This window comes from Streptomyces sp. NPDC127097, from assembly GCF_042724075.1.
In the GTDB taxonomy this organism is placed as follows: domain Bacteria; phylum Actinomycetota; class Actinomycetes; order Streptomycetales; family Streptomycetaceae; genus Streptomyces.
On the sequence record NZ_JBHXFI010000012.1, the window covers coordinates 142,195 to 163,516 of the forward strand.

Consider the following 21,322-nt stretch of genomic DNA (forward strand, 5'->3'; position numbering starts at 1 on the left):
ATTTCGGGGTCCGCACGTCCGTACGCGAAGCACTTTCGACATGGGCGTATGGTTGCGATTTGGCCGACCGAAGAAATCGGCCTTTTCAGCGCCATCTCTCTACGGGTGGGTTACCCATCGGTAGAGGTGACGTATCCGTGTGGCTCGGTACACGATGGAAGACGGCGCGACACCAAGGCAGAGACAGCATTCGTCCGTGCGCAGCATCAAAATCCTGCCGGGCACGACACGAACCGAACACGAAGGAACAGCGTGGCTTCCGGATCCGATCGAAACCCGATCATCATTGGCGGCCTTCCCAGCCAGGTCCCGGACTTCGATCCCGAAGAAACCCAGGAATGGCTCGACTCGCTCGACGCGGCCGTCGACGAGCGAGGCCGGGAACGTGCCCGCTACCTCATGCTCCGCCTGATCGAGCGCGCCCGCGAGAAGCGTGTGGCCGTGCCCGAGATGCGCAGCACGGACTACGTCAACACCATCGCGACCAAGGACGAGCCGTTCTTCCCGGGCAACGAGGAGATCGAGCGCAAGGTCCTGAACGCGACCCGGTGGAACGCCGCCGTGATGGTCTCGCGCGCCCAGCGTCCGGGCATCGGCGTCGGCGGCCACATCGCCACCTTCGCCTCCTCCGCCTCCCTCTACGACGTGGGCTTCAACCACTTCTTCCGGGGCAAGGACCAGGGTGACGGCGGCGACCAGATCTTCTTCCAGGGCCATGCCTCGCCCGGTGTCTACGCCCGCGCGTACCTCCTGGACCGACTGTCCGAGGGCCAGCTCGACGCCTTCCGGCAGGAGAAGTCCAAGGCTCCGGACGGGCTGTCCAGCTACCCGCACCCGCGGCTGATGCCGGACTTCTGGGAGTTCCCGACCGTCTCCATGGGCCTCGGCCCGCTCGGCGCGATCTACCAGGCGCGGATGAACCGCTACATGGAGGCGCGCGGGATCGCCGACACCTCCAAGTCGCACGTCTGGGCGTACCTCGGTGACGGCGAGATGGACGAGCCCGAGTCGCTCGGCCAGCTGTCCATCGCCGCCCGCGAGGGCCTGGACAACCTGACCTTCGTCGTCAACTGCAACCTCCAGCGCCTCGACGGCCCGGTCCGCGGCAACGGCAAGATCATGCAGGAGCTGGAGTCGCAGTTCCGCGGCGCCGGCTGGAACGTCATCAAGCTGGTGTGGGACCGCAGCTGGGACCCGCTGCTCGCGCAGGACCGCGACGGCATCCTGGTCAACAAGCTCAACACCACCCCCGACGGCCAGTTCCAGACGTACGCCACCGAGACCGGTGCGTACATCCGTGAGCACTTCTTCGGTGACGACCACCGGCTGCGCGCGATGGTCGAGAACATGACCGACGACCAGATCCTGCACCTGGGCCGTGGCGGTCACGACCACAAGAAGATCTACGCGGCGTACGCGGCGGCCAAGGCCCACAAGGGCCAGCCGACGGTGATCCTCGCGCAGACCGTCAAGGGCTGGACGCTCGGTCCGAACTTCGAGGGCCGCAACGCGACCCACCAGATGAAGAAGCTGACGGTCGAGGACCTCAAGGGCTTCCGTGACCGGCTGCACCTGCCGATCCCGGACAAGGACCTGGAGGACGGCCTGCCGCCGTACTACCACCCGGGCCGCGACTCCGAAGAGATCCAGTACATGCACGACCGCCGCAAGGGCCTGGGCGGCTATGTGCCCACCCGTGTCGTGCGCGCCGAGCCGCTGAATCTGCCGGACGACAAGGCATACGCGGGCGCCAAGAAGGGCTCGGGCCAGCAGAAGATCGCCACGACCATGGCGTTCGTCCGGGTTCTGAAGGACCTGATGCGGGACAAGGAGATCGGCAAGCGCTTCGTGCCGATCGCGCCGGACGAGTACCGCACCTTCGGTATGGACGCGTTCTTCCCGTCGGCCAAGATCTACAACCCGCTGGGCCAGCAGTACGAGTCGGTCGACCGCGAACTGCTCCTGGCCTACAAGGAGTCGCCGACCGGCCAGATGCTGCACGACGGCATCACCGAGGCGGGCTGCACGGCGTCGCTGATCGCGGCGGGTTCCGCCTATGCGACGCACGGCGAGCCGCTGATCCCGGTCTATGTCTTCTACTCGATGTTCGGGTTCCAGCGCACCGGTGACCAGTTCTGGCAGATGGCCGACCAGCTCGCCCGCGGCTTCGTGCTCGGCGCCACCGCCGGCCGTACGACGCTGACCGGTGAGGGTCTCCAGCACGCGGACGGCCACTCCCAGCTGCTGGCCTCGACCAACCCGGCCTGTGTCGCCTACGACCCGGCCTACGGCTACGAGATCGCGCACATCGTCAAGGACGGTCTGCGCCGGATGTACGGCGAGAACTCCGAGGACATCTTCTACTACCTGACCGTCTACAACGAGCCGATCCTGCACCCCGCGGAGCCGGCCGATGTCGACGCCGAGGGCATCCTCAAGGGTCTGCACCGCGTCAAGCCGGGCGACAAGGGCGAGCACACCGCCCAGATCCTCGCCTCGGGTGTGGCGGTGCCGTGGGCGATCGAGGCCCAGCAGATCCTCGCGGACGAGTGGAACGTCAAGGCCGATGTCTGGTCGGCGACGTCCTGGAACGAGCTGCGCCGCGACGCGGTGGAGATCGAGGAGCACAACCTTCTGCACCCGGAGGAGGAGCAGCGCGTCCCGTACGTGACGCAGAAGCTCCAGGGCGCCGAGGGCCCGAAGATCGCGGTCTCGGACTGGATGCGTGCGGTTCCGGACCAGATCGCGCGCTGGGTTCCCGGCACGTACCAGTCGCTGGGTGCCGATGGCTTCGGCTTCGCGGACACCCGTGGTGCGGCCCGTCGCTTCTTCCACATCGACGCGCAGTCCATCGTCCTGAGCGTGCTCACCGAGCTCGCCAAGGAGGGCAAGGTCGACCGGTCGCTGCTGAAGCAGGCGATCGACCGCTACCAGCTCCTGGACGTCTCGGCCGCCGACGCGGGCGAGGCCGGCGGCGACGCCTGACCTCTCCGCGGCCTGCCGCCGCGCCGCTTCCGCCGCGCCCCCCGACCCGCGTCCTTCGCCGGTCGGGGGGCGCGGTGCTGTGCGACGGGGTGTACGGGCGGGCGGCGGGCCCGCGGGCGGCCGGGTCAGCGCTCCCATACCTTGAACGCCCTTACCCGGTACGGGGACCGGGGCACCCAGCTGCCGCCGCCCGGATAGGTGTCGAACTCGGCGGTCTCGGCGCACTCCCCGCTCTGGTAGGTGGTGACCGGCCGGCCGGTGCGGTTGGCGAGGGCGGCGGCGCCGCTCCCCTTGGGCAGCGGGACGCAGCGCTCGATCTCGGTGCCGGAGAGCTCGAAGGTCCGCCGGCCGCCGTGGAAGCCGGCCTTCGGCCAGAGGCAGAGCTGGCCCGCGTCGCAGGCGCCGGACGCGGCGGCCGGACGGCCGGTGGCCGCGTGGGCGGCCGGGGTGCCGAGGGTGGGTGGCGCGGCGAGTGCCGCGGTCAGGGCGGCCAGCAGGCCGGTGAGCAGCGCGGTGGTCCGGAACGTGTGCAGGCGCATGGAAATCTCCCCCGTGGAGTACGACGCCGAGGCCCCGCGGCGGGCCGGTTGCCCACGGCGGGTTCGTCATCGAGCTTCGCGAGGGCGGGGTGCGGATGCCAAGCCCGTGGCGGCGCTACCACCCGGATCAGGTATGTGGACGGCCCACCGCGCCGGGGCGGGGCGGCCGGTGCGCGAGGTTGACGTGCGACGGGACGGCGCGGGCGGGCCGCGGAACCGTTCCTCCCGGTGTCTGCCGGGGTGCGGGGGCCACGGATGGCGCGGCGCGCGCCGTAGTGGAACGGCGGGGTTCCCGGACCGGCTCATCCGGATGAGGGATTCGGCCCGCCGAGGGAGGCCAACTGCCGCCTGGGATACGGCAGATGGGGCTCGGCCGAGGTCCGGGGCGGTGGGTTGACGGGCGGGCGCGGTGACGCGGCGGCGGGGGGCCGGGAAAGGGCGGTGGGCCGCAGGCGTACGGGCGCACTCGTCGGCGTGCCGGAGCCGGGGCGGGGGCAGGGCCAGGGCTCGGCCGGGGCCAAGATGCCGCACGGACCGGGCCGACCCCAGCCCTGCCGGGCCTGCCGCCCCGAGCCGCGCCGGGCCAGGCGGGCCAGGCGGGCCGACGAAGCCCCACGGCCGGCCCACGCCTGCCAGGCCACGCCCGCTCCCCACATACGGCAGCGCGCGGCCGCCGAGGACACCTCGTACGTGCCGCGCGCCGTGCGCTGCGGGCGGGCCAGCGGTGGCGCGACGCCCCGCAGGGCGGGCGCCGTACCACCGGGGCGCCGGTCAGATGTGGCCGACGCCGGCGCCCGCCTCGGCGTTCGCGCCGCGCTTGGTGAAGATGGCGACGACCGCCGCGACGACCGCCACACCGCAGGCGACCGTGAATGCCTGGCCCATGCCGGACACAAAGGTGTCGTGGGCGACGGAGGTGATCTTCTGGGCGAACTCCGGCGGGGTGCCCTTCGGGATCGGCGCGATACCGGCCGAGACGGCGTCGGAGAGCTGGGACGACTGCGCGGGCGGGACCGGCGGGAGGCCGGCCGACCGCCAGTTGTCCGGGAGGTCGTTGTCGACGCGGGAGGCCATCACCGCGCCGAGCACGGCCGTACCGAGGCTGCCGCCGACCTGCATGGCGGCCTGCTGGAGACCGCCGGCGACACCGGAGAGCTCCAGCGGGGCGTTGCCGACGATGACCTCGGTGGCGCCGACCATGACGGGCGCGAGGCCCAGGCCGAGCAGCGCGAACCAGAGGGACATCGGGCCGGTGCCCGTGCCGGTGTCGAGGCCGGACATGCCGTACATGGCGACGGCGGTGAGGACCATGCCGCCGACCAGCGGGATGCGCGGGCCGAACTTGGTGATCAGGGCGCCGGCCAGCGGCGAGCCGACGATCATCATGCCGGTGAGCGGCAACAGGTGCAGACCGCTGTCGACGGGCGTCATGCCGTGCACGTTCTGGAGGTAGAACGTCACGAAGAACAGGCCGCCCATGAAGGCGAAGGCCATCAGCACCATCAGGACGGTGCCGGCGGTCAGCGGCAGGGAGCGGAACATCCGCAGCGGGATGAGCGGTTCGCGGACCTTGCTCTCCAGGAGGGCGAACAGCGCGAAGAGGACCACGGAGGCGATCAGGAAGCCCCAGGTCTTCATGCTGTCCCAGTGCCACTCCCCCGCCTTGATCAGCGGCCAGATGAGGCAGAACATCGCGCCGGAGAGCAGCACGATGCCCGGGATGTCGAACGAGCGGGGGGCGTTCTCCGCGCGGTGGTCCTTGAGGATCACCAGGCCGAGGACGAGGGCCAGCACACCGACCGGGACGTTGATGAAGAACACGGACTGCCAGTTGACGTGCTCGACCAGCAGTCCGCCGACTATCGGGCCGCCGGCGGTGGAGGCGCCGATGACCATGCCCCAGATACCGATCGCCATGTTGAGCTTCTCGGCCGGGAAGGTGGCGCGCAGCAGCCCCAGCGCGGCGGGCATCAGCAGCGCGCCGAACAGGCCCTGGAGCACCCGGAAGGTGATGACCAGCGCGACCTCGCCGGAGAACCCGATGGCGGCGGAGGCGGCGGCGAAGCCGAGGATGCCGATGAGGAAGGTCTGGCGGTGGCCGAAGCGGTCACCCAGCTTGCCCGCGGTGATCAGCGCGATGGCCAGCGCGAGCATGTAGCCGTTGGTGATCCACTGCACGTCGGCGAGCGAGGCGCCGAGGTCCTGCTTGATGGCCGGGTTGGCGATGGCGACGATCGTGCCGTCCAGGGCGACCATCATGACGCCGATGGCGACGGAGAAGAGGGTCAGCCAGGGATGACCGCGCAGCCCCTTCGGGGAATCCGGTACGGAGAGGTCCGGTGCCGCTTCGGCGACCGGGGTCTGAGAACTCATGGAACGAGGCTAATGACAGTCGCTGCCATTTGACAAAGCATTTCATGAGTCGGTAACTGTCATCTCGCTCACAGGTAACCTGAGCAGCGAGAACACCACGGAAAGGCGGCTCAGGATGGCGACCCCGACGCCGCATTCGGCACCCGCGGGCCTGCGGGCACGCAAAAAGCAGCGCACCCGCGACGCCCTGATCCGCGCGGCGCTCGAACTGTTCACGGAGCAGGGGTACGAGACGACGACGATCGACGAGATCGCGGAGGCGGTGGACGTCTCCCAGCGGACCTACTTCCGCTACTTCGCGAACAAGGAGGAGGTCGTCTTCGCCGTCCAGGAGATGGTCGAGGCGCGCTTCCTCGAAGAGCTGGCCGCGCGGCCCGCGACGGAGGCACCGCTGACCGCCCTGCGCAGCGCCGTGATGGTGGCCTGGGACGACATCGGCGGCGCCATCGAGTCGGTGATCCCGGTGGAGCTGCACATGCGCGCGTTCCGGATGATCGAGTCGACGCCCGCCTTGGTTGCCGTGCATCTGCGGCGCTCCTCCGAAATGGAGGAGCAGATAGCGCGGCTGATCGCCCGGCGCGAGGGACTGGACGTGGACACCGATCCGCGGCCGCGGGTGCTGGTCGGCGCGTTCGGCGGGGTGATGCGGGTGGCGGGACAGGTGTGGGGCGAGGGTCAGGAGTGCAGCGTGGCGTCGATCCGCGAGCTGACCAAGTCGTATCTGGACCACATCGGGCCGGCGATGGAGGACGACTGGCGGGCGCGCTGAGCGCACCGGCGACGGGCCCGGCACCTCCACCGGGCCGGGGGCGGACGCCGAGCCGGAAAGGCCGGGCGGAATCCATGGCTCCACTGATGGCGACTCCCGCCACTCTCCGTAGCGAAGACCCTTCGCTAAGCGATCATGACAGGCACCTCCTGAGACCACCCCTGCACGGCTGAGCACCGGAAATCTATGGATCGTGTCCGTTTTGGTCGAAATACCCACTGCGAAACGTGATATCACTCACGGTCACAGCGAGCGCCCTCTCGCGTCTCCTAGGGTGGCTCGCGGTGAATTCCTTCTCGGGCCTCGGGCCCTCCTCCGGTGTCCTTCAGTCCACGGCCTGGCGTGCCGCCCTCGCTCTGGCGGTGGTCTTCGTCATGCTCGCCATAACGGGCTGGACGGCAGTCAGAGGCACCAACGAGGACGCCAACCCGCTGGCCACCGCGAGAACCTCCTGGCAGCACGCCACCTTCCTCGGCCGCCCGCTGCCCGACCCCCAGGGTCCGCCGGCCGCGCTCCGGGCCTTCTTCGCCACCCTCAGCCGGGCCGAGAAGCAGCAGCTCGCCGACCGTTATCCGCTGGTCGTGGGCAATATGGGCGGCGCCCCCGAGAAGCTGCGCTACCGCGCCAACCGGACGGCGATCGATGACGCCCGGCGCGTCGAGAAGCGCCGGATGAACGACCAGCGGCTCACCCCCGTCGGCCGCCAGGAGGCGGGCCGGCTGATGCACCGCCTCGCCTCGATGATGAGCCCCGGCCGGCAGATCCTGGCCTTCGATCCGGCCGGCGGCGGCCGGGCCGCAGAGGTCTTCGGCAATCTCCCGGCGGCGGACCGGGTGTCCGTCGTGGTGCCCGGGGTGGACACCAATCTGTCCACCTTCGAGCGCACCGCCCGGGCGACCACCGCCCCGGTCGGTATGGGGCGCGCCCTCTACGGCGCCGAGCGGGAGGCCCGGCCGGGCGCCCGTACGGCCGTGATCGCCTGGGCCGACTTCACCTCGCCGTCCGGTGTCGGCGTCGAGGCCGCCACCGGGAAGCTCGCCGCGGACGGTGCGATCCGGCTGCGCGCCCTGGTGAACTCGCTGCCCTCGTCCGACGCCGTCTCGCTCTTCTGCCACAGCTACGGCTCCGTGGTGTGCGGGGTCGCGGCCCGGGACCTGCCGTCCAACGTCGAGGACATCGCGGTGGCCGGCAGCCCCGGCATGCGGGCCGAGAACCGCGCGCGGCTGGGCACCCAGGCCCGGGTCTGGGCGATGCGGGACGCCGACGACTGGATCCAGGACATCCCGAACCTGGAGGTCGGCGGGCTCGGCCACGGCGCCGACCCGGTCGACCCGTCCTTCGGCTCCCGGATCCTGTCGGCCGACGGCGCCGTCGGACACGCCGGGTACTTCGCGCCGGGCACCCGCAGCCTGCGTAACTTCGCGCTGGTCGGGGTCGGCGCGACGAACACCGTCGACTGCGCGTCCGACGACCCGCAGTGCCGCACCAAGCTGGTCTGAGGACCGCGCCGGGCGCCCGCGACGTCCACGAGGCGAGAGACGGCGCGGGTGACCGGAGTGATACGCGCCGCTTCGCCGGCGCCCCCCGGCGCGTCAGGAAGGGGGACGAGTGGGCAACCGCCCGCATACGATGAGCCGCATGGGTGATGTGCTGGCCGGTTTTCATGCCGTCTGGGAGTTCGACACGGACTCCGTACTCATCCGCTTCGAACGGGGGATCCGCAGGCCGAAGCTGTTCCAGGCGCTCGGTGAGCGACGCATTCCGTACGAGGCGCTGAGTTCCGTCGAGGTGACCGAGGGCAGACGTGGCACGGTGGTGCTGCACGCCCTGCCCCGGCACGGCGCCGATCCCCTGATGGAAGCGGCGAACGGGCAGCTCAAGGAGGACGTCGACCCCTATCGGCTGGTGTTGCCGGCCGACCGCGAGACGCTGGCCGAGTACTACGCCGACGAGCTGCGCATGGTGCTCGGCCCCGATGCGAAGGAGCCCGCCGACCGCCATCTGGTGGCCGCGCCGGAGCCCCCGCTGCACTTCAAGGCGTATGACGGCAAGGCGTCCTTCGACGGGCACGCGGTCGCCTTCCGGTGGTTCTGGACGGGTGCGTCCTCGGCCAAGTGGAAGTGCGGCGACCAGACCTTCCCCGTCGGCGAGTTGGCCGGGGTCGAATGGCGGTCGCCGGAGATCCTCAACGGCTATCTGCGGCTGCTGGAGCGCGGGACCCGCGAGCCGGAGACGGGCGAGGCGGACCAGGATCCGGCCGCCGTGGTGTTCGGGCTGGGGTACGGCCCGGTGCACGAGTCGCTGCCGTTCGCGGCGTCGGTGCTCCAGGCCGTACGCGCCGCCGAGCCGGTGCAGGAGACGGCGGACGGCGCGCCGGTACGCCACCGGACCGGGGAGACGCGCCGCGATCCCGCGGACATCGCGGACCGGATACGGCACCTCGGCGAGCTGCACGGCGCCGGTCTGCTGACCGATGACGAGTTCAGCACGAAGAAGGCCGAACTGCTGGCGGAGCTCTAGGGCGGGTCCGCCCTAGGGCCGCGCTTCGTCCGGATCGGCGCGGGAGCGCGGGCCGTTGACCAGGCAGGGAGTCATACCGTGGTACGGGTCGGAAGTCCGGCCCCTGGTATGACGTCATTGCCGTCGCGCACCGCTTAGATAGAGGACGCGATGAGTGTGCGAGCTTCCCTCCCCGGCCAAGAGCCGGCTCCGCGAACCGGGCGTGAGCCGGCCCGGCAACGGGCGCTGCGCGCCGCACGGCAGGCGCTGCGCGTCCTGGCCGTGGAGCTCGGCACCCCGACCGAGCCCGGCACCCCGCTGCTGGGCAGCGTCCGGAGTCGCTGGCTGCGCCGTCTGCCCTATGTGGTCGCGTTCGGGTTCGCGGCGTCCCTGCTGCCGACCAGCATCAACGTCCTCAGCCACGACTACGGCCTGGACGGCGGGCTGGTCGGTGCGCTCGCCACCGCGCAGACCGTGCCGCTGCTGCTCGCGGTGACCCGGCCGCTCCAGGCGTGGTGGGTGATCTTCGCGGCGGATGTCCTCGGGGCCCTGGCGCTCATCGGCGCCGACGGTGTCGCGGGCCGCGCCTGGCCCTGGCCGCCCATGGAGATCGTCGGCTATCTCGCCCTGATGCTGGCGCTGTCCCTGCGCGAGCGCCGGCGCACCCTGACCGCCGTCTGGCTGACGACCGGTGTGGCGGGCCTGCTCTCCCAGGTGTTCACCCCGGACGGCAGCAACAACACCTGGGTGCTGATGTTCGTCCTCACCGGTGTGGTGCTGATGATGGGCGCCACCCTGCGCGAACGCGGCGATGCCCAGCGCAAGTTGCGCGAGCAGGAGACCATCAGCGAGGCCGAGCGGGCCCGTCGGACGCTGCTGGAGGAGCGCGCCCGGATCGCCCGTGAACTGCACGATGTCGTCGCCCACCACATGTCGGTGATCACCGTCCAGGCGGCCAGCGCCCCGTACCGGATCAGCGGTTTGCCCGGGGAGGCCGAGGAAGAGTTCGGGGCGATCGCGGCGACCGCCCGGGAGTCGCTGGCGGAGATGCGCCGGCTGCTCGGCGTGCTGCGCAGCGAGGAGGCCGAGCAGCAGGGCGGCCCGGAGAAGACCCCGCAGCCCGGGATCGGCATGCTGCCGAAGCTGGTCGAGGGGACCGTACGGGCGGGCGTGCCGGTCGAGTTGGCGCTGCCGGAGGAGCCGGTGGCGCTCGAACCGGCGGTGGATCTGTCGGCGTACCGCATCGTTCAGGAGGCGCTGGCCAATGTGGTGCGGCACGCCCCGGGGGCGCCGACCCGGGTGTCGGTGACCGTGGCCGCGGACGGCGCGCGGCTGACCGTGCTGGTCGTCAACTCCGCGCCGTCCGCCCCCTCCGCGCCCCTGGAGACCACCGGCACCGGCCATGGCCTCATCGGTATGCGGGAGCGGGTCCGGCTGGTGGACGGTTCGCTCGACACCGGGCCGCTGCCCGACGGCGGCTTCCGGGTCGCCGCCCGGCTTCCCCTCGCCCAGCCGCCCTCCCAGGCGGCTCCGCTCTCCACGACAAAGGATGCCCACTCCGTATGACCACGCGCGTGATCATCGTCGACGACCAGGCCATGGTGCGCGCGGGTTTCGCCGCGCTGCTCGCCGCACAGAGCGACATCGATGTGGTGGGTGACGCCCCGGACGGGGTGCAGGGCGTGGCCCTGAGCCGCCGGACGCACCCCGATGTGGTGCTGATGGATGTGCGGATGCCGGAGATGGACGGGCTGGAGGCGGCCCGTCAGCTGCTCGCGCCGCCCGCCGGTGTCACCCACCGTCCGAAGGTGCTGATGCTGACCACGTTCGACGTCGACGACTACGTCTACGAGGCGCTGCGCGCGGGGGCTTCCGGCTTTCTCCTCAAGGACGCGCCGCCGGCCGATCTGATCTCCGCGGTCCGGGTGGTGGCGGCCGGTGAGGCGCTGCTCGCGCCGTCCGTGACCCGGCGGCTGATCGCCGATTTCGCCCGCTCGGGGCCGGTGACCCGGAAGGGCCGGCCGGCGCTGCGGCTGAACGGGCTCACGCCGCGCGAGACGGAGGTCCTGGAGCTGATCGCCCGCGGGCTGTCGAACCTGGAGATCGCCGATGCGCTGATCGTCGCCGAGCAGACCGTGAAGACCCATGTCAGCCGGGTGCTCGCCAAGTTGGATCTCCGGGACCGCGCACAGGCCGTGATCTTCGCGTATGAGTCGGGGCTGGTCTCGCCCGGGGAGCGGTAGCGTCCGCGCTCCCGCGCGTCTCTCCTCCGTGAGGACGAGCGCGGCCGGGGCCCCCTACCCCCGTAGCCCCCGGGGATCGGCTCCCCGGTGTGACGCCACGTCAACTCCCCTCTTCCTACGTTTCCCTCCGGCCCACCCACGGGAGAGGGAGACCCACCATGTCCTGGCTGCGCACCACTGCCCGGCGCCGCAGACGCCCGCTCTTCGGGGGCGCGTCCGCGGTGGCCGTGGCGGACCGTACGCCCGCGGACCGCGACCGTGCGCTCGACGGTCTGCGGGCGCTGGCACTGCTCGCCGTCCCCGTCGGCCACTGGCTGATCGGCGGCTTCACCCTGGACGGCGGGGGCGCGCTGCACAACGCCAGCCTGCTGACCGCCGTCGGCGGGCTCGCCCCGGCCAGTTGGGTCCTCCAGATGCTGGGCCTCTTCTTCCTGGTCGGCGGGCATGCCTCGGTGCTGTCCTTGCGGCGCGCCACCGGGCGGGGCGAGTCCACCCGGTGCTGGCTGGGCGGCCGGCTGGTGCGGCTGGGCCGTCCGGTGCTCGGGGTGACGGCCGTATGGGCGATGCTGCTGCCCCTCCTGTACGGACTGGGCGTGCCGGAGGCGACCCTGCGGACCGGGGCGACGCTGGTGATCCAGCCACTGTGGTTCGTCGGCGTCTACGCGGTGATCACCGCGCTGACGCCGTGTTGTGTGCGCGCCGCCCGGTGGATGGGTGCCTGGGCCGCGGCCCCCTTGGCGGCGTCCGTGGCCGTCGTGGACTTCCTGCGCTACGGGCCGTACGCCGAGGCCGTGCCGCCGTGGCTGAGCCTGCTCAACCTCCTGCCCGGCTGGATGTTCGCCTATCAGCTCGGCGTCTCCTGGGGCGAGCGCCGCCTCGGGCGCCGCGCCGCCTGGTCGCTGCTGCTCGGCGGCGCCGCGGTGTTCGCCGCGCTGCTGCTGTTCTTCCACTACCCGATGAGCATGGTCGGCGTCCCCGGGCAGCACCGGACGAACTCCCACCCGCCGTCGCTGCTGGTCCTGGCGCTGGCCGCGGCCCAGTCCGGCGCGGCTGTGCTGCTCCGGGACCGGCTGGCCCGGCTGCTGCGCCGGCCCGCCCTGTGGGCCCCGGTGGCGCTCGTCAACCTCTCCGCGCTGACGATCCTGTGCTGGCACCAGACGGCGATGCTCTCGCTGGCCGTACCGGCGTCCTTCCTGGGGCAGCTCCCCGGACTGACGGCGTCACCCGACGGCCTCGGCTGGCTCCTGGCCCGGCTCGCCTGGCTGCCGGTGTTCGCCGCCGCGCTGCTGCTCATCGGCCGCACCACCCGCCGCTTCGAGGCGCCCTGGACCGGCGTCACCCGGGCCCGCCGGGCCGCCGCCGCCCTCCTGGCCGCCGGATTCGGGGCGTTCGCGCTGGGGCTGGCGTAGCCCGTCCGCGGCGGGGGCGCGCCGCGCGGCGAAGGGCGAGGTGCGCGCCGCGCGGCGAAGGGCGAGGTGCGCGCCGCGCGGCGAAGGGCGAGGTGCGCGCCGCGCGGCGAAGGGCGAGGCGCCTCGGCCCCGCCCCCCGTCCCGTCCCGCCTACTCCCGTCCCGCCGAGGTGAACGTCATGTCCGCGTACCGCGCCCCCGCGACCTGCCCGGCGATCGGCTCCAGCCGCGCCAGGTCCTGCTCGGTCAGCCGGATCCGGGTCGCCGCGGTGTTCTCCTCGACCCGGGCGCGCTTACGGGTGCCGGGGATCGGGACGACGGCCAGGCCGCGGGCCGTCGCCTGCTGCTGAAGCCAGGCCAGCGCGATCTGGCCGGGCGTGGCGCCATGGGCCTCGGCGATGGTGCGGACCGGTTCCAGCAGAGCGGCGTTGGCGGCCGCGTTGTCGCCGGTGAAGCGGGGCTGCTGACGCCGGAAGTCATCCGCGGTCAGCTCCTTGTCGGCGTTGACGAACGCACCGGTCAGAAAGCCCCGGCCGAGCGGTGAGTACGGCACGAGACCCACGCCGAGCTCGATCGCCGCCGGCACGACACCGTCCTCGATGTCCCGGCTGAACAGCGACCACTCGGACTGGAGCGCCGTGATCGGGTGCACGGCCTGCGCCGCACGCAGTTCGCTGCCGGTCACCTCGCTCAGCCCCAGGTACTTCACCTTGCCCTCGGCGACGAGCTCGGCCATGGCGCCGACCGACTCCTCCAGCGGGACGTTCACATCCCGCCGGTGCATGTAATACAGGTCGATCTCGTCCACGCCCAGGCGCCGGAGGCTGCCCTCGACGGCCTGCCGGATGTAGGCCGGGTCGTTGCGGATGACGCGCTTGGCCGGGTCGTCCGGGTCGAGGGATATCGCGAACTTGGTGGCCAGCACGACCTCGTCGCGGTGGGCCCGGATGAACGGGCCGATGAACTTCTCGTTCTCCCCCATGCCGTACATATCGGCGGTGTCGAAGAGCGTGACCCCCAGTTCCCGTGCGCGCTCCAGCGTGGCCCGCGCCTCGTCGGCGTCCGTGGGCCCGTAGGCGAAGCTCATGCCCATACAGCCGAGGCCCTGCACACCGACCCGCGGTCCGCCCTTGCCCAGCTCGACCGTCTCGATCTTCTCGTTCCCCATGGAGCCTCAGAACCTCTCGGACGCCCGCTGGGCGTCGGCATAGATGTCGATCTTGTAGTCGAGTACGTCCAGCGTGCTCTGGAGCTCGGCGATGCGCTGCCGTACGTCCTCGCGGTGCGCGGTCAGCAGTTGCTGCCGCTCGGCGAAGGTGCACGCGCCGGCCCGCACCAGCTCGGCGTAGCGGACCATGTCGGCGACCGGCATACCGGTCAGCCGCAGCTTGGCCACCAGGCTCAGCCAGTCCAGATCGCGGTTGGTGAAGCGCCGCTGCCCGGTGTGGGTGCGGTCCACGTGCGGCATCAGGCCGATCCGCTCGTACCAGCGCAGGGTGTGGGCGGTGAGGCCGGTGTGCTCCGCCACTTCGCTGATCGTGTACTGGTCACGGCCGGCGGGCCGGGGATGCGGAGGCGCGGCGCGGCAGTCGCGCACCGCCGCCGGCAGTTCCCTGGTCGCGGTCGCGCCGCTCGTCACCGGTTCGCTCTGCGTTACCGTCATGCCCCGTCGTCTCCCCTGTCACGTCGGACGTCGTCCGGCGATCTCGCCGGATGCCTCTCGACGGCCTCAACGCTAGAGACTTCGAGTGCACTCCAGGCAAGCGCCGATCACGGCCAGACTTGACCGGATTTTGGGAACGTTAGGCTCGGGGGCATGCAGAGCCTGCGGATGATCGAGAACTGGCCGGTGCCCACCGCTGCGGCCGCCGTCGTGCGAGCCGATGGGTCGGTGGCCGGATCATACGGCCCCCTGGAGCACCGTTTCCCGCTGGCGTCCGTGACCAAGCCGCTGGCCGCCTACGCCGCGCTGCTGGCCGTCGAGGAGGGCGCCGTCGAGCTGGACGAACCGGCCGGGCCCGAGGGATCCACGGTGCGTCATCTGCTCGCCCACACCTCGGGGCTGGCCTTCGACGAGCAGCGCGCGATGGCCGCTCCCGGCACCCGCCGGATCTACTCCAACGCCGGTTTCGAGGCGCTGGGCGACCACATAACCAAGGCGACCGACATCCCCTTCGCGCAGTATCTGCACGAGGCGGTGCTCGCTCCCCTCGGGATGACCGCGACCGAGCTGCCCGGCTCGCCCGCCAAGGACGGCGTCTCCACGGTCGCCGACCTGATCCGGTTCGCGGCCGAGCTCCAGGCGCCCCGGCTGCTCGCCCCGCAGACACTGGCGGCCGCGACGCAGGTGGTCTTCCCCGGTCTGGCGGGTGTGCTGCCGGGCTACGGGCACCAGAAGCCCAACGACTGGGGGCTGGGCTTCGAGATCCGTGACGGCAAGTCACCGCACTGGACGGGCGCCTCGTCCTCACCGCGTACGTTCGGGCACTTCGGACAGTCCGGGACGTTCCTGTGGGTGGACCCGGACGCCGGCGCGGCCTGTGTGGCGCTGGCCGACCGGGCCTTCGGGCCGTGGGCCATCGAGGTCTGGCCGCCGCTGACGGACGCGGTGCTCGCCGAGCTGGCCGAGACCGTCTGACCCGGCCGGACGTGCCGCGCGGTACCGTTCATCCGGTCCCGCGCGGGCTCACCCGTACGCCGGCTCCGGCCCCATCTCCCAGACCAGGCACTCCGCCGCGGACAGCCCCCGCAGCTCCAGGCCCTCCCCGTCGGTGATCCGCGCCGCGTCGCCGGGCTCCAGACACGCGTCGCCCAGCCGTACGGCGCCGCGGACCACGTGCACATAGGCGCGTGCGGCGTCCGGCACCGCGGTGCGCTCACCGTCGGCGAGCCGGCGCACATGCAGCAGGGCGCCGGCCCGTGGCACCGCGTACGGGGTGCCGTCGGCGATCCCGCGCACCACCTCGTACGACGGCTCGCCGCCGGCCTCCTGCGGGGTCAGCCACATCTGGACGAAGCACAGCGGCCCGGCGCCGTCGTTGCGCTCCACGTGCCGGACGCCGCCGGCCGAGCTGAGCCGCTGGAGATCGCCGGGGCGTACGGTCGTCTCGTGGCCCGCCGAGTCGCGGTGGGTCAGCTCTCCTTCGACCACCCAGGTCACGATCTCCGTGTCGCGGTGCGGGTGCTCGTCGAATCCGGCGCCCGCCGCCAGCCGCTCCTCGTTGCAGGCGACCAGCGCGCCGAAACGCAGATTCTCCGGGTCGAAATGGGGCCCGAAGGAGAACGCGTGCCGCGACACGATCCCGGCCTCCGCGTCCCCGCCCGGATACCGTTCATGGCCTCTGCGCACCTGAATCATGGGCCCACGGTAGCCCCGCCCCCGCACCTCCCCGCCCCGATAGTGCAGGCTTGTCCCGTGTCTGAACCCGCATCGCGCGACGCGCACCCGCACTCCGCGACCCTCCGGCGCCTGGAGAATTCGTCCGGCAAGCTGGCGGCCGCCGCCATCGCCCGCATGGACGCCACCCTGCCGTGGTACCGCGCGATGCCCCCGGAGAATCGTTCCTGGATCGGCCTGGTGGCGCAGGCCGGCATCGCCGCGTTCACCGAATGGTTCCGGCATCCGGAGACCCCACAGGCGATCAGCACCGATGTCTTCGGCACCGCGCCGCGCGAGCTGACCCGGGCGATCACGCTGCGGCAGACCGTGGAGATGGTCCGGACGACCATCGAGGTCATGGAGTCCGCGATCGACGAGGTCGCGGCCCCGGGCGATGAGTCCGTGCTGCGCGAGGCGCTGCTGGTCTACGCCCGGGAGATCGCCTTCGCCACCGCCCAGGTCTACGCCCAGGCGGCCGAGGCCCGCGGCGCCTGGGACGCCCGGCTGGAGTCCCTGGTGGTCAACGCGGTGCTGTCGGGCGAGGCCGACGAGGGCGCGGTCTCCCGTGCGGCGGCGCTGGGCTGGAACTCCCCCGAGCACGTGTGCGTGGTGCTGGGCACCGCGCCGGACGGGGACAGCGAACTGACCGTGGAGGCGATCCGGCGGGCCGCCCGGCACGCCAAGCTCCAGGTCCTGACCGGTGTGCTGGGCTCCCGTCTGGTGGTGATCGCCGGCGGTTCGGACAATCCGCTGAAGGCCGCGAAGGCACTGATCGGCCCGTATGCCGCCGGGCCCGTGGTGGCCGGCCCGGTCGTCTCCGATCTGCTGGCCGCGACCCGCTCGGCGCAGGCCGCCGCCGCCGGGCTGCGGGCCTGTGCCGCCTGGCCGGACGCCCCGCGGCCGGTGCTCGCGGACGATCTGCTGCCGGAGCGCGCGATGGCCTCGGACCCGGTCGCGCGTGAGCAGCTGGTGGAGGAGATCTACAGACCGCTGGAGGAAGCCGGGTCGGCGCTGCTGGAGACGCTGAGCGTCTATCTGGAGCAGGCGAGCAGTCTGGAGGGGGCCGCCAGGATGCTCTTCGTGCACCCCAACACCGTGCGCTATCGGCTCCGACGTGTGACCGACGTCACCGGCTGGTCACCCTCCGATGTGCGCTCGGCGTTCACCCTCCGTATCGCGTTGATTCTGGGGCGTCTGGCTGACGGTGAGGCCCAACCCTAGACTTTTGTCGGACACCAACAATTCCCCCGATGGTTCTTCGTCCTTGTCCCCACGGGCGGGCGGAACCACCCACAAGAGAGAGTGTGAGGGTGCTCGTACTCGTCGCTCCCGGCCAAGGCGCTCAGACGCCCGGCTTCCTGACTCCCTGGCTCGACCTCCCCGGTGTCGAGGACCGGCTCCGCGCCTGGTCGGCCGCCATCGACCTGGACCTGGTCCACTACGGCACCAAGGCGGACGAGGAGGAGATCCGCGACACCGCGGTGGCGCAGCCGCTGCTGGTGGCCTCCGCCCTGCTCTCCGCCCGTCAGCTGTTCGCCACGGCCGACGACGTCGCCACGCAGGCCGGCGCGGTGGCCGGCCACAGCGTCGGTGAGCTGGCCGCCGCCGCGCTGGCCGGCACGCTGTCCGACGAGGCCGCGATGCAGCTGGTGCGCCGGCGCGGCCAGGCGATGGCCGAGGCCGCCGCCGTCACCGAGACCGGTATGGCCGCGCTGCTGGGCGGCGACGAGGCCGTGGTCATCCCGCATCTGGAGCAGCTGGGCCTGACGCCGGCGAATGTGAACGGCGCCGGCCAGATCGTCGCCGCGGGCACCGCCGAGCAGATCGCCGCGCTGGTCGAGAACAAGCCGGAGGGCACTCGCCGGGTCGTACCGCTGAAGGTGGCCGGCGCGTTCCATACTCACCACATGGCACCCGCCGTCTCGGCCCTGGAATCCGCGACCACTCAGCTGTCGGTCGCCGATCCGCACACCCGTTACGTCTCCAACAAGGACGGCGCGCTGGTCTCCTCCGGCCAGGAACTGGTGCAGCGGCTGGTGGGCCAGGTGGCCAACCCCGTGCGCTGGGACCTGTGCATGGAGACCTTCAAGGAGCTCGGGGTCACCACGCTCATCGAGGCGGCTCCCGGCGGCACGCTCACCGGCCTGGCCAAGCGCGCACTCCCCGGCGTGCGGACCCTCGCCCTCAAGACGCCCGACGACCTCGACGCGGCCCGCACGCTGATCGCCGAGCAATCCGCCCCGGCCGAATAGGAGTCCGCAGCGCATGACCTCGAAGATCAAGCCCTCGAAGGGCGCTCCGTACGCGCGGATCATGGGCGTCGGCGGCTACCGCCCGACGCGTGTCGTGCCGAACGAGGAGATCCTCAAGCACATCGACTCGTCCGACGAGTGGATCCGCTCGCGGTCCGGCATCGCGACCCGCCACTGGGCGGGCCCCGAGGAGACCGTCGCGACCATGTCGGTCGAGGCGTCCGGCAAGGCCATCGCCGACGCCGGGATCACGCCCGAGCAGATCGGCGCCGTGATCGTCTCCACCGTGTCGCACTTCAAGCAGACCCCGGCGATCGCGACCGAGATCGCGCACCGCATCGGTGCCGGCAAGCCGGCCGCGTTCGACATCTCGGCGGGCTGTGCGGGCTTCGGCTACGGACTGACCCTGGCCAAGGGCCTGGTGACCGAGGGCTCGGCGGAGTATGTGCTGGTTCTCGGCGTGGAGCGGCTCTCGGACCTGACCGACCTGGAGGACCGCGCGACGGCCTTCCTCTTCGGTGACGGCGCCGGTGCGGTGATCGTCGGCCCGGCCGACGTGCCCGCGATCGGCCCGACGGTCTGGGGTTCGGAGGGCGACAAGTCCGAGACCATCAAGCAGACCCTCGGCTGGGACGTCTACCGCCCCACCCCGGTCCCCGGAGGAGACGTGCCCGAGGGCCGCCCCGCTCCGGAGGAGATCCGCTACCCCGCCATCACCCAGGAGGGCCAGGCGGTCTTCCGGTGGGCGGTGTTCGAGATGGCGAAGGTCGCCCAGCAGGCGCTGGACGCGGCCGGAGTCAGCCCGGACGACCTGGACGTCTTCATTCCGCACCAGGCCAACATGCGGATCATCGACTCGATGGTGAAGACTCTGAAGCTGCCGGAGAGCGTCACGGTCGCCCGCGACGTGGAGACCACCGGCAACACCTCGGCCGCCTCCATTCCGCTCGCCATGGAGCGGCTGTTGGCGACCGGACAGGCCAAGAGCGGCGACACCGCGCTGGTCATCGGCTTCGGGGCGGGTCTCGTCTACGCCGCGACGGTGGTTACCCTCCCCTAGGCAAGATCTGCGCAGCACCGTACGTCCCCGGACGTCTCGGCCGTCGCACGGATCTTCACCCGCAAGTAACGCAGTTTCCCCTTAAAATGACCGAAGGAGCGCCATCATGGCCGCCACTCAGGAAGAGATCGTCGCCGGTCTCGCCGAGATCGTGAACGAGATCGCCGGGATCCCCACCGAGGACGTCCAGGTGGACAAGTCCTTCACCGACGACCTGGACGTTGACTCGCTGTCCATGGTCGAGGTCGTCGTCGCCGCCGAAGAGCGCTTCGACGTGAAGATCCCGGACGACGACGTCAAGAACCTCAAGACGGTCGGCGACGCGACCGAGTACATCCTCAAGCACCAGGGCTGATCCAGCTCTGCGCATGTCGCCACCCCGCGGTGGCGCCGTCGATTCCAACCCCTCTACCCGTGGAGTAAGAATTCCCGTGAATGCGACCAATCGCACCGTGGTCGTCACCGGTATCGGCGCAACCACACCGCTGGGTGGCGACACCGCTTCGACCTGGGAGGGCCTGCTCGCCGGACGCTCCGGCATCAGCACCCTCGCACAGGACTGGGCCGCCGATCTGCCGGTGCGTATCGCCGGGCAGATCGCCGTGGAACCGTCCGAGATCATCCCCCGTCCGCAGGCCCGCAAGCTGGACCGCTCGGCGCAGTTCGCGCTCGTCGCGGCCCAGGAGGCGTGGCAGGACGCGGGCTTCACCGCCAAGGCGGGCGAGGACACCGCGGTCAATCCCGACCGTCTGGGCGCCGTCATCGCCTCCGGTATCGGCGGTGTGACGACCCTGCTCGACCAGTACGACGTGCTCAAGGAGAAGGGCGTACGCCGCGTCTCCCCGCACACCGTGCCGATGCTGATGCCGAACTCGCCGTCCGCGAACGTCGGCATCGAGTTCAACGCCCGCGCCGGGGTGCACACGCCGGTCTCGGCGTGCGCGTCGGGCGCCGAGGCGATCGGCTACGCGATCGAGATGATCCGCTCCGGCCGCGCCGACGTCGTCGTCGCGGGTGGCACGGAGGCCGCCATCCACCCGCTGCCGATCGTCGCGTTCGGCAACATGATGGCGATGTCCAAGAACAACGACGACCCGCAGGGCGCCTCCCGCCCCTGGGACGTCGACCGCAACGGCTTCGTGCTCGGCGAGGGCGCGGGCGTGATCGTCCTGGAGTCCGAGGAGCACGCCAAGGCCCGGGGCGCCCGCGTCTACGCGGAGGCCGTCGGCCAGGGCATCTCGGCCGACGCGCACCACATCACGCAGCCCGAGCCGTCCGGCAACGGCATCGCGGCGGCGCTTCAGAACCTTCTCGACAACACCGACCTCCAGCCCGCCGAGATCGTGCATGTGAACGCGCACGCCACCTCGACGCCGGCCGGTGACGTCGGCGAGCTCCGGGCGCTGCGCAAGGCGTTCGGCGACGACGTCGACCACATGGCCATCACCAGCACGAAGTCGATGACCGGTCACCTTCTGGGCGGCGCGGGCGGTATCGAGACGGTGGCCACGGTCCTCGCGCTCAAGAACCGCGTGGCCCCGCCGACGATCAACATCGACCAGCTCGACCCGGAGGCCGACGCCGACATCGTCCGCGGCGAGCCCCGGCAGCTGCCGGCCGAGGGCCGGATCGCGGCCCTGAACGACTCGTTCGGCTTCGGCGGCCACAACGTGGTGCTGGCCTTCCGTTCGGTCTGAGGCACGCTCAGCACACCCTGCGGGGCCGGCCCGGGGGGGAGCCCCCGGGGGGGCCGCGGCGTGTTTGTGGCGGGGGGGATGGCGGAGGAAGGCGCCGGGGGGTGGTAAAACAAAACGG

At 71.6% G+C, this 21,322-nt stretch carries 18 protein-coding genes; 13 read left to right on the top strand and 5 right to left on the bottom strand.

The window, feature by feature from the left end; translation table 11 throughout:
* The first annotated feature begins 252 nt into the window (after positions 1-252).
* Positions 253-2,985, top strand: a complete 2,733-nt coding sequence (aceE, locus tag ACFWJW_RS12920) for a pyruvate dehydrogenase (acetyl-transferring), homodimeric type (protein ID WP_387238926.1) — start codon at positions 253-255, stop codon at positions 2,983-2,985.
* A 125-nt stretch (positions 2,986-3,110) separates the two neighbouring features.
* Here the strand turns inward: aceE and ACFWJW_RS12925 are convergent, their stop codons facing one another.
* Positions 3,111-3,524 (bottom strand): peptidase inhibitor family I36 protein, encoded by a 414-nt coding sequence (locus ACFWJW_RS12925; protein WP_387238930.1) that lies wholly within the window; start codon positions 3,522-3,524, stop codon positions 3,111-3,113.
* A gap of 771 nt (positions 3,525-4,295) precedes the next feature.
* Complete coding sequence (locus ACFWJW_RS12930) at positions 4,296-5,783, bottom strand: MFS transporter (RefSeq protein WP_387239007.1); 1,488 nt, start codon at positions 5,781-5,783, stop codon at positions 4,296-4,298.
* 229 nt (positions 5,784-6,012) lie between these two features.
* Here ACFWJW_RS12930 and ACFWJW_RS12935 point away from each other — a divergent pair, with 229 nt between their 5' ends.
* The 6 genes from ACFWJW_RS12935 to ACFWJW_RS12960 all read left to right on the top strand — a co-directional run bounded on the left by ACFWJW_RS12935 (position 6,013) and on the right by ACFWJW_RS12960 (position 12,817).
* A complete protein-coding gene (locus tag ACFWJW_RS12935; RefSeq protein WP_387238933.1) occupies positions 6,013-6,666 on the top strand; it encodes a TetR/AcrR family transcriptional regulator in 654 nt (217 codons plus the stop codon).
* A 284-nt stretch (positions 6,667-6,950) separates the two neighbouring features.
* Positions 6,951-8,165, top strand: a complete 1,215-nt coding sequence (locus ACFWJW_RS12940; RefSeq protein WP_387238936.1) for an alpha/beta hydrolase — start codon at positions 6,951-6,953, stop codon at positions 8,163-8,165.
* Positions 8,166-8,304: 139 nt separating this feature from the next.
* Positions 8,305-9,186 (top strand): DUF4429 domain-containing protein, encoded by an 882-nt coding sequence (locus tag ACFWJW_RS12945; RefSeq protein WP_387238939.1) that lies wholly within the window; start codon positions 8,305-8,307, stop codon positions 9,184-9,186.
* 150 nt (positions 9,187-9,336) lie between these two features.
* Complete coding sequence (locus ACFWJW_RS12950; protein WP_387238942.1) at positions 9,337-10,731, top strand: sensor histidine kinase; 1,395 nt, start codon at positions 9,337-9,339, stop codon at positions 10,729-10,731.
* On the top strand, positions 10,728-11,408 hold the full coding sequence (locus ACFWJW_RS12955; protein WP_387238945.1) for a response regulator: 681 nt from the start codon (positions 10,728-10,730) through the stop codon (positions 11,406-11,408). Before ACFWJW_RS12950 ends, ACFWJW_RS12955 begins: the two co-directional genes overlap by 4 nt.
* Positions 11,409-11,566: 158 nt before the next feature.
* A complete protein-coding gene (locus ACFWJW_RS12960; RefSeq protein ID WP_387238948.1) occupies positions 11,567-12,817 on the top strand; it encodes an acyltransferase family protein in 1,251 nt (416 codons plus the stop codon).
* A gap of 150 nt (positions 12,818-12,967) precedes the next feature.
* Here the strand turns inward: ACFWJW_RS12960 and ACFWJW_RS12965 are convergent, their stop codons facing one another.
* Both ACFWJW_RS12965 and ACFWJW_RS12970 read right to left on the bottom strand, forming a co-directional pair.
* Positions 12,968-13,984, bottom strand: coding sequence for an aldo/keto reductase (locus tag ACFWJW_RS12965; RefSeq protein ID WP_387238951.1), 1,017 nt, complete (start codon positions 13,982-13,984; stop codon positions 12,968-12,970).
* Positions 13,985-13,990: 6 nt separating this feature from the next.
* Positions 13,991-14,479 (bottom strand): MerR family transcriptional regulator, encoded by a 489-nt coding sequence (locus ACFWJW_RS12970; RefSeq protein ID WP_387238954.1) that lies wholly within the window; start codon positions 14,477-14,479, stop codon positions 13,991-13,993.
* Positions 14,480-14,632: 153 nt separating this feature from the next.
* Here ACFWJW_RS12970 and ACFWJW_RS12975 point away from each other — a divergent pair, with 153 nt between their 5' ends.
* The gene (locus tag ACFWJW_RS12975; RefSeq protein ID WP_387238957.1) at positions 14,633-15,454 is read left to right on the top strand and encodes a serine hydrolase domain-containing protein; all 822 of its coding nucleotides are present in this window, start codon (positions 14,633-14,635) and stop codon (positions 15,452-15,454) included.
* Positions 15,455-15,502: 48 nt separating this feature from the next.
* Here ACFWJW_RS12975 and ACFWJW_RS12980 read toward each other — a convergent pair whose 3' ends face one another.
* Complete coding sequence (locus ACFWJW_RS12980) at positions 15,503-16,174, bottom strand: pirin family protein (RefSeq protein ID WP_387238960.1); 672 nt, start codon at positions 16,172-16,174, stop codon at positions 15,503-15,505.
* A 57-nt stretch (positions 16,175-16,231) separates the two neighbouring features.
* On the opposite strand from ACFWJW_RS12980, the gene ACFWJW_RS12985 reads away from it, so the two are divergent.
* From ACFWJW_RS12985 to fabF, 5 genes are all read left to right on the top strand, one after another.
* Positions 16,232-17,416, top strand: a complete 1,185-nt coding sequence (locus ACFWJW_RS12985; RefSeq protein ID WP_018088053.1) for a CdaR family transcriptional regulator — start codon at positions 16,232-16,234, stop codon at positions 17,414-17,416.
* A gap of 89 nt (positions 17,417-17,505) precedes the next feature.
* Positions 17,506-18,447, top strand: a complete 942-nt coding sequence (locus tag ACFWJW_RS12990) for an ACP S-malonyltransferase (protein WP_387238963.1) — start codon at positions 17,506-17,508, stop codon at positions 18,445-18,447.
* A gap of 13 nt (positions 18,448-18,460) precedes the next feature.
* On the top strand, positions 18,461-19,507 hold the full coding sequence (locus ACFWJW_RS12995; RefSeq protein ID WP_387238966.1) for a ketoacyl-ACP synthase III: 1,047 nt from the start codon (positions 18,461-18,463) through the stop codon (positions 19,505-19,507).
* Between the two features lie 106 nt (positions 19,508-19,613).
* Positions 19,614-19,862, top strand: coding sequence for an acyl carrier protein (locus tag ACFWJW_RS13000; RefSeq protein WP_018088056.1), 249 nt, complete (start codon positions 19,614-19,616; stop codon positions 19,860-19,862).
* A gap of 76 nt (positions 19,863-19,938) precedes the next feature.
* Entirely contained in the window at positions 19,939-21,204 is a 1,266-nt protein-coding gene (gene fabF, locus ACFWJW_RS13005) for a beta-ketoacyl-ACP synthase II (RefSeq protein WP_387238970.1), read from the top strand.
* Positions 21,205-21,322 lie beyond the last annotated feature (118 nt).

Coding starts and splice junctions, on each gene's coding strand:
- ACFWJW_RS12960 (WP_387238948.1), top strand. CDS start 11,567: ATGTCCTGGCTGCGCACCACTGCCCGGCGCCGCAGACGCCCGCTCTTC.
- ACFWJW_RS12980 (WP_387238960.1), bottom strand. CDS start 16,174: ATGATTCAGGTGCGCAGAGGCCATGAACGGTATCCGGGCGGGGACGCG.
- ACFWJW_RS12995 (WP_387238966.1), top strand. CDS start 18,461: ATGACCTCGAAGATCAAGCCCTCGAAGGGCGCTCCGTACGCGCGGATC.
- ACFWJW_RS12945 (WP_387238939.1), top strand. CDS start 8,305: ATGGGTGATGTGCTGGCCGGTTTTCATGCCGTCTGGGAGTTCGACACG.
- ACFWJW_RS12930 (WP_387239007.1), bottom strand. CDS start 5,783: ATGATGGTCGCCCTGGACGGCACGATCGTCGCCATCGCCAACCCGGCC.
- ACFWJW_RS12955 (WP_387238945.1), top strand. CDS start 10,728: ATGACCACGCGCGTGATCATCGTCGACGACCAGGCCATGGTGCGCGCG.
- ACFWJW_RS12965 (WP_387238951.1), bottom strand. CDS start 13,984: ATGGGGAACGAGAAGATCGAGACGGTCGAGCTGGGCAAGGGCGGACCG.
- ACFWJW_RS12950 (WP_387238942.1), top strand. CDS start 9,337: ATGAGTGTGCGAGCTTCCCTCCCCGGCCAAGAGCCGGCTCCGCGAACC.
- ACFWJW_RS12975 (WP_387238957.1), top strand. CDS start 14,633: ATGCAGAGCCTGCGGATGATCGAGAACTGGCCGGTGCCCACCGCTGCG.
- ACFWJW_RS13000 (WP_018088056.1), top strand. CDS start 19,614: ATGGCCGCCACTCAGGAAGAGATCGTCGCCGGTCTCGCCGAGATCGTG.
- ACFWJW_RS12925 (WP_387238930.1), bottom strand. CDS start 3,524: ATGCGCCTGCACACGTTCCGGACCACCGCGCTGCTCACCGGCCTGCTG.
- ACFWJW_RS12935 (WP_387238933.1), top strand. CDS start 6,013: ATGGCGACCCCGACGCCGCATTCGGCACCCGCGGGCCTGCGGGCACGC.
- ACFWJW_RS12970 (WP_387238954.1), bottom strand. CDS start 14,479: ATGACGGTAACGCAGAGCGAACCGGTGACGAGCGGCGCGACCGCGACC.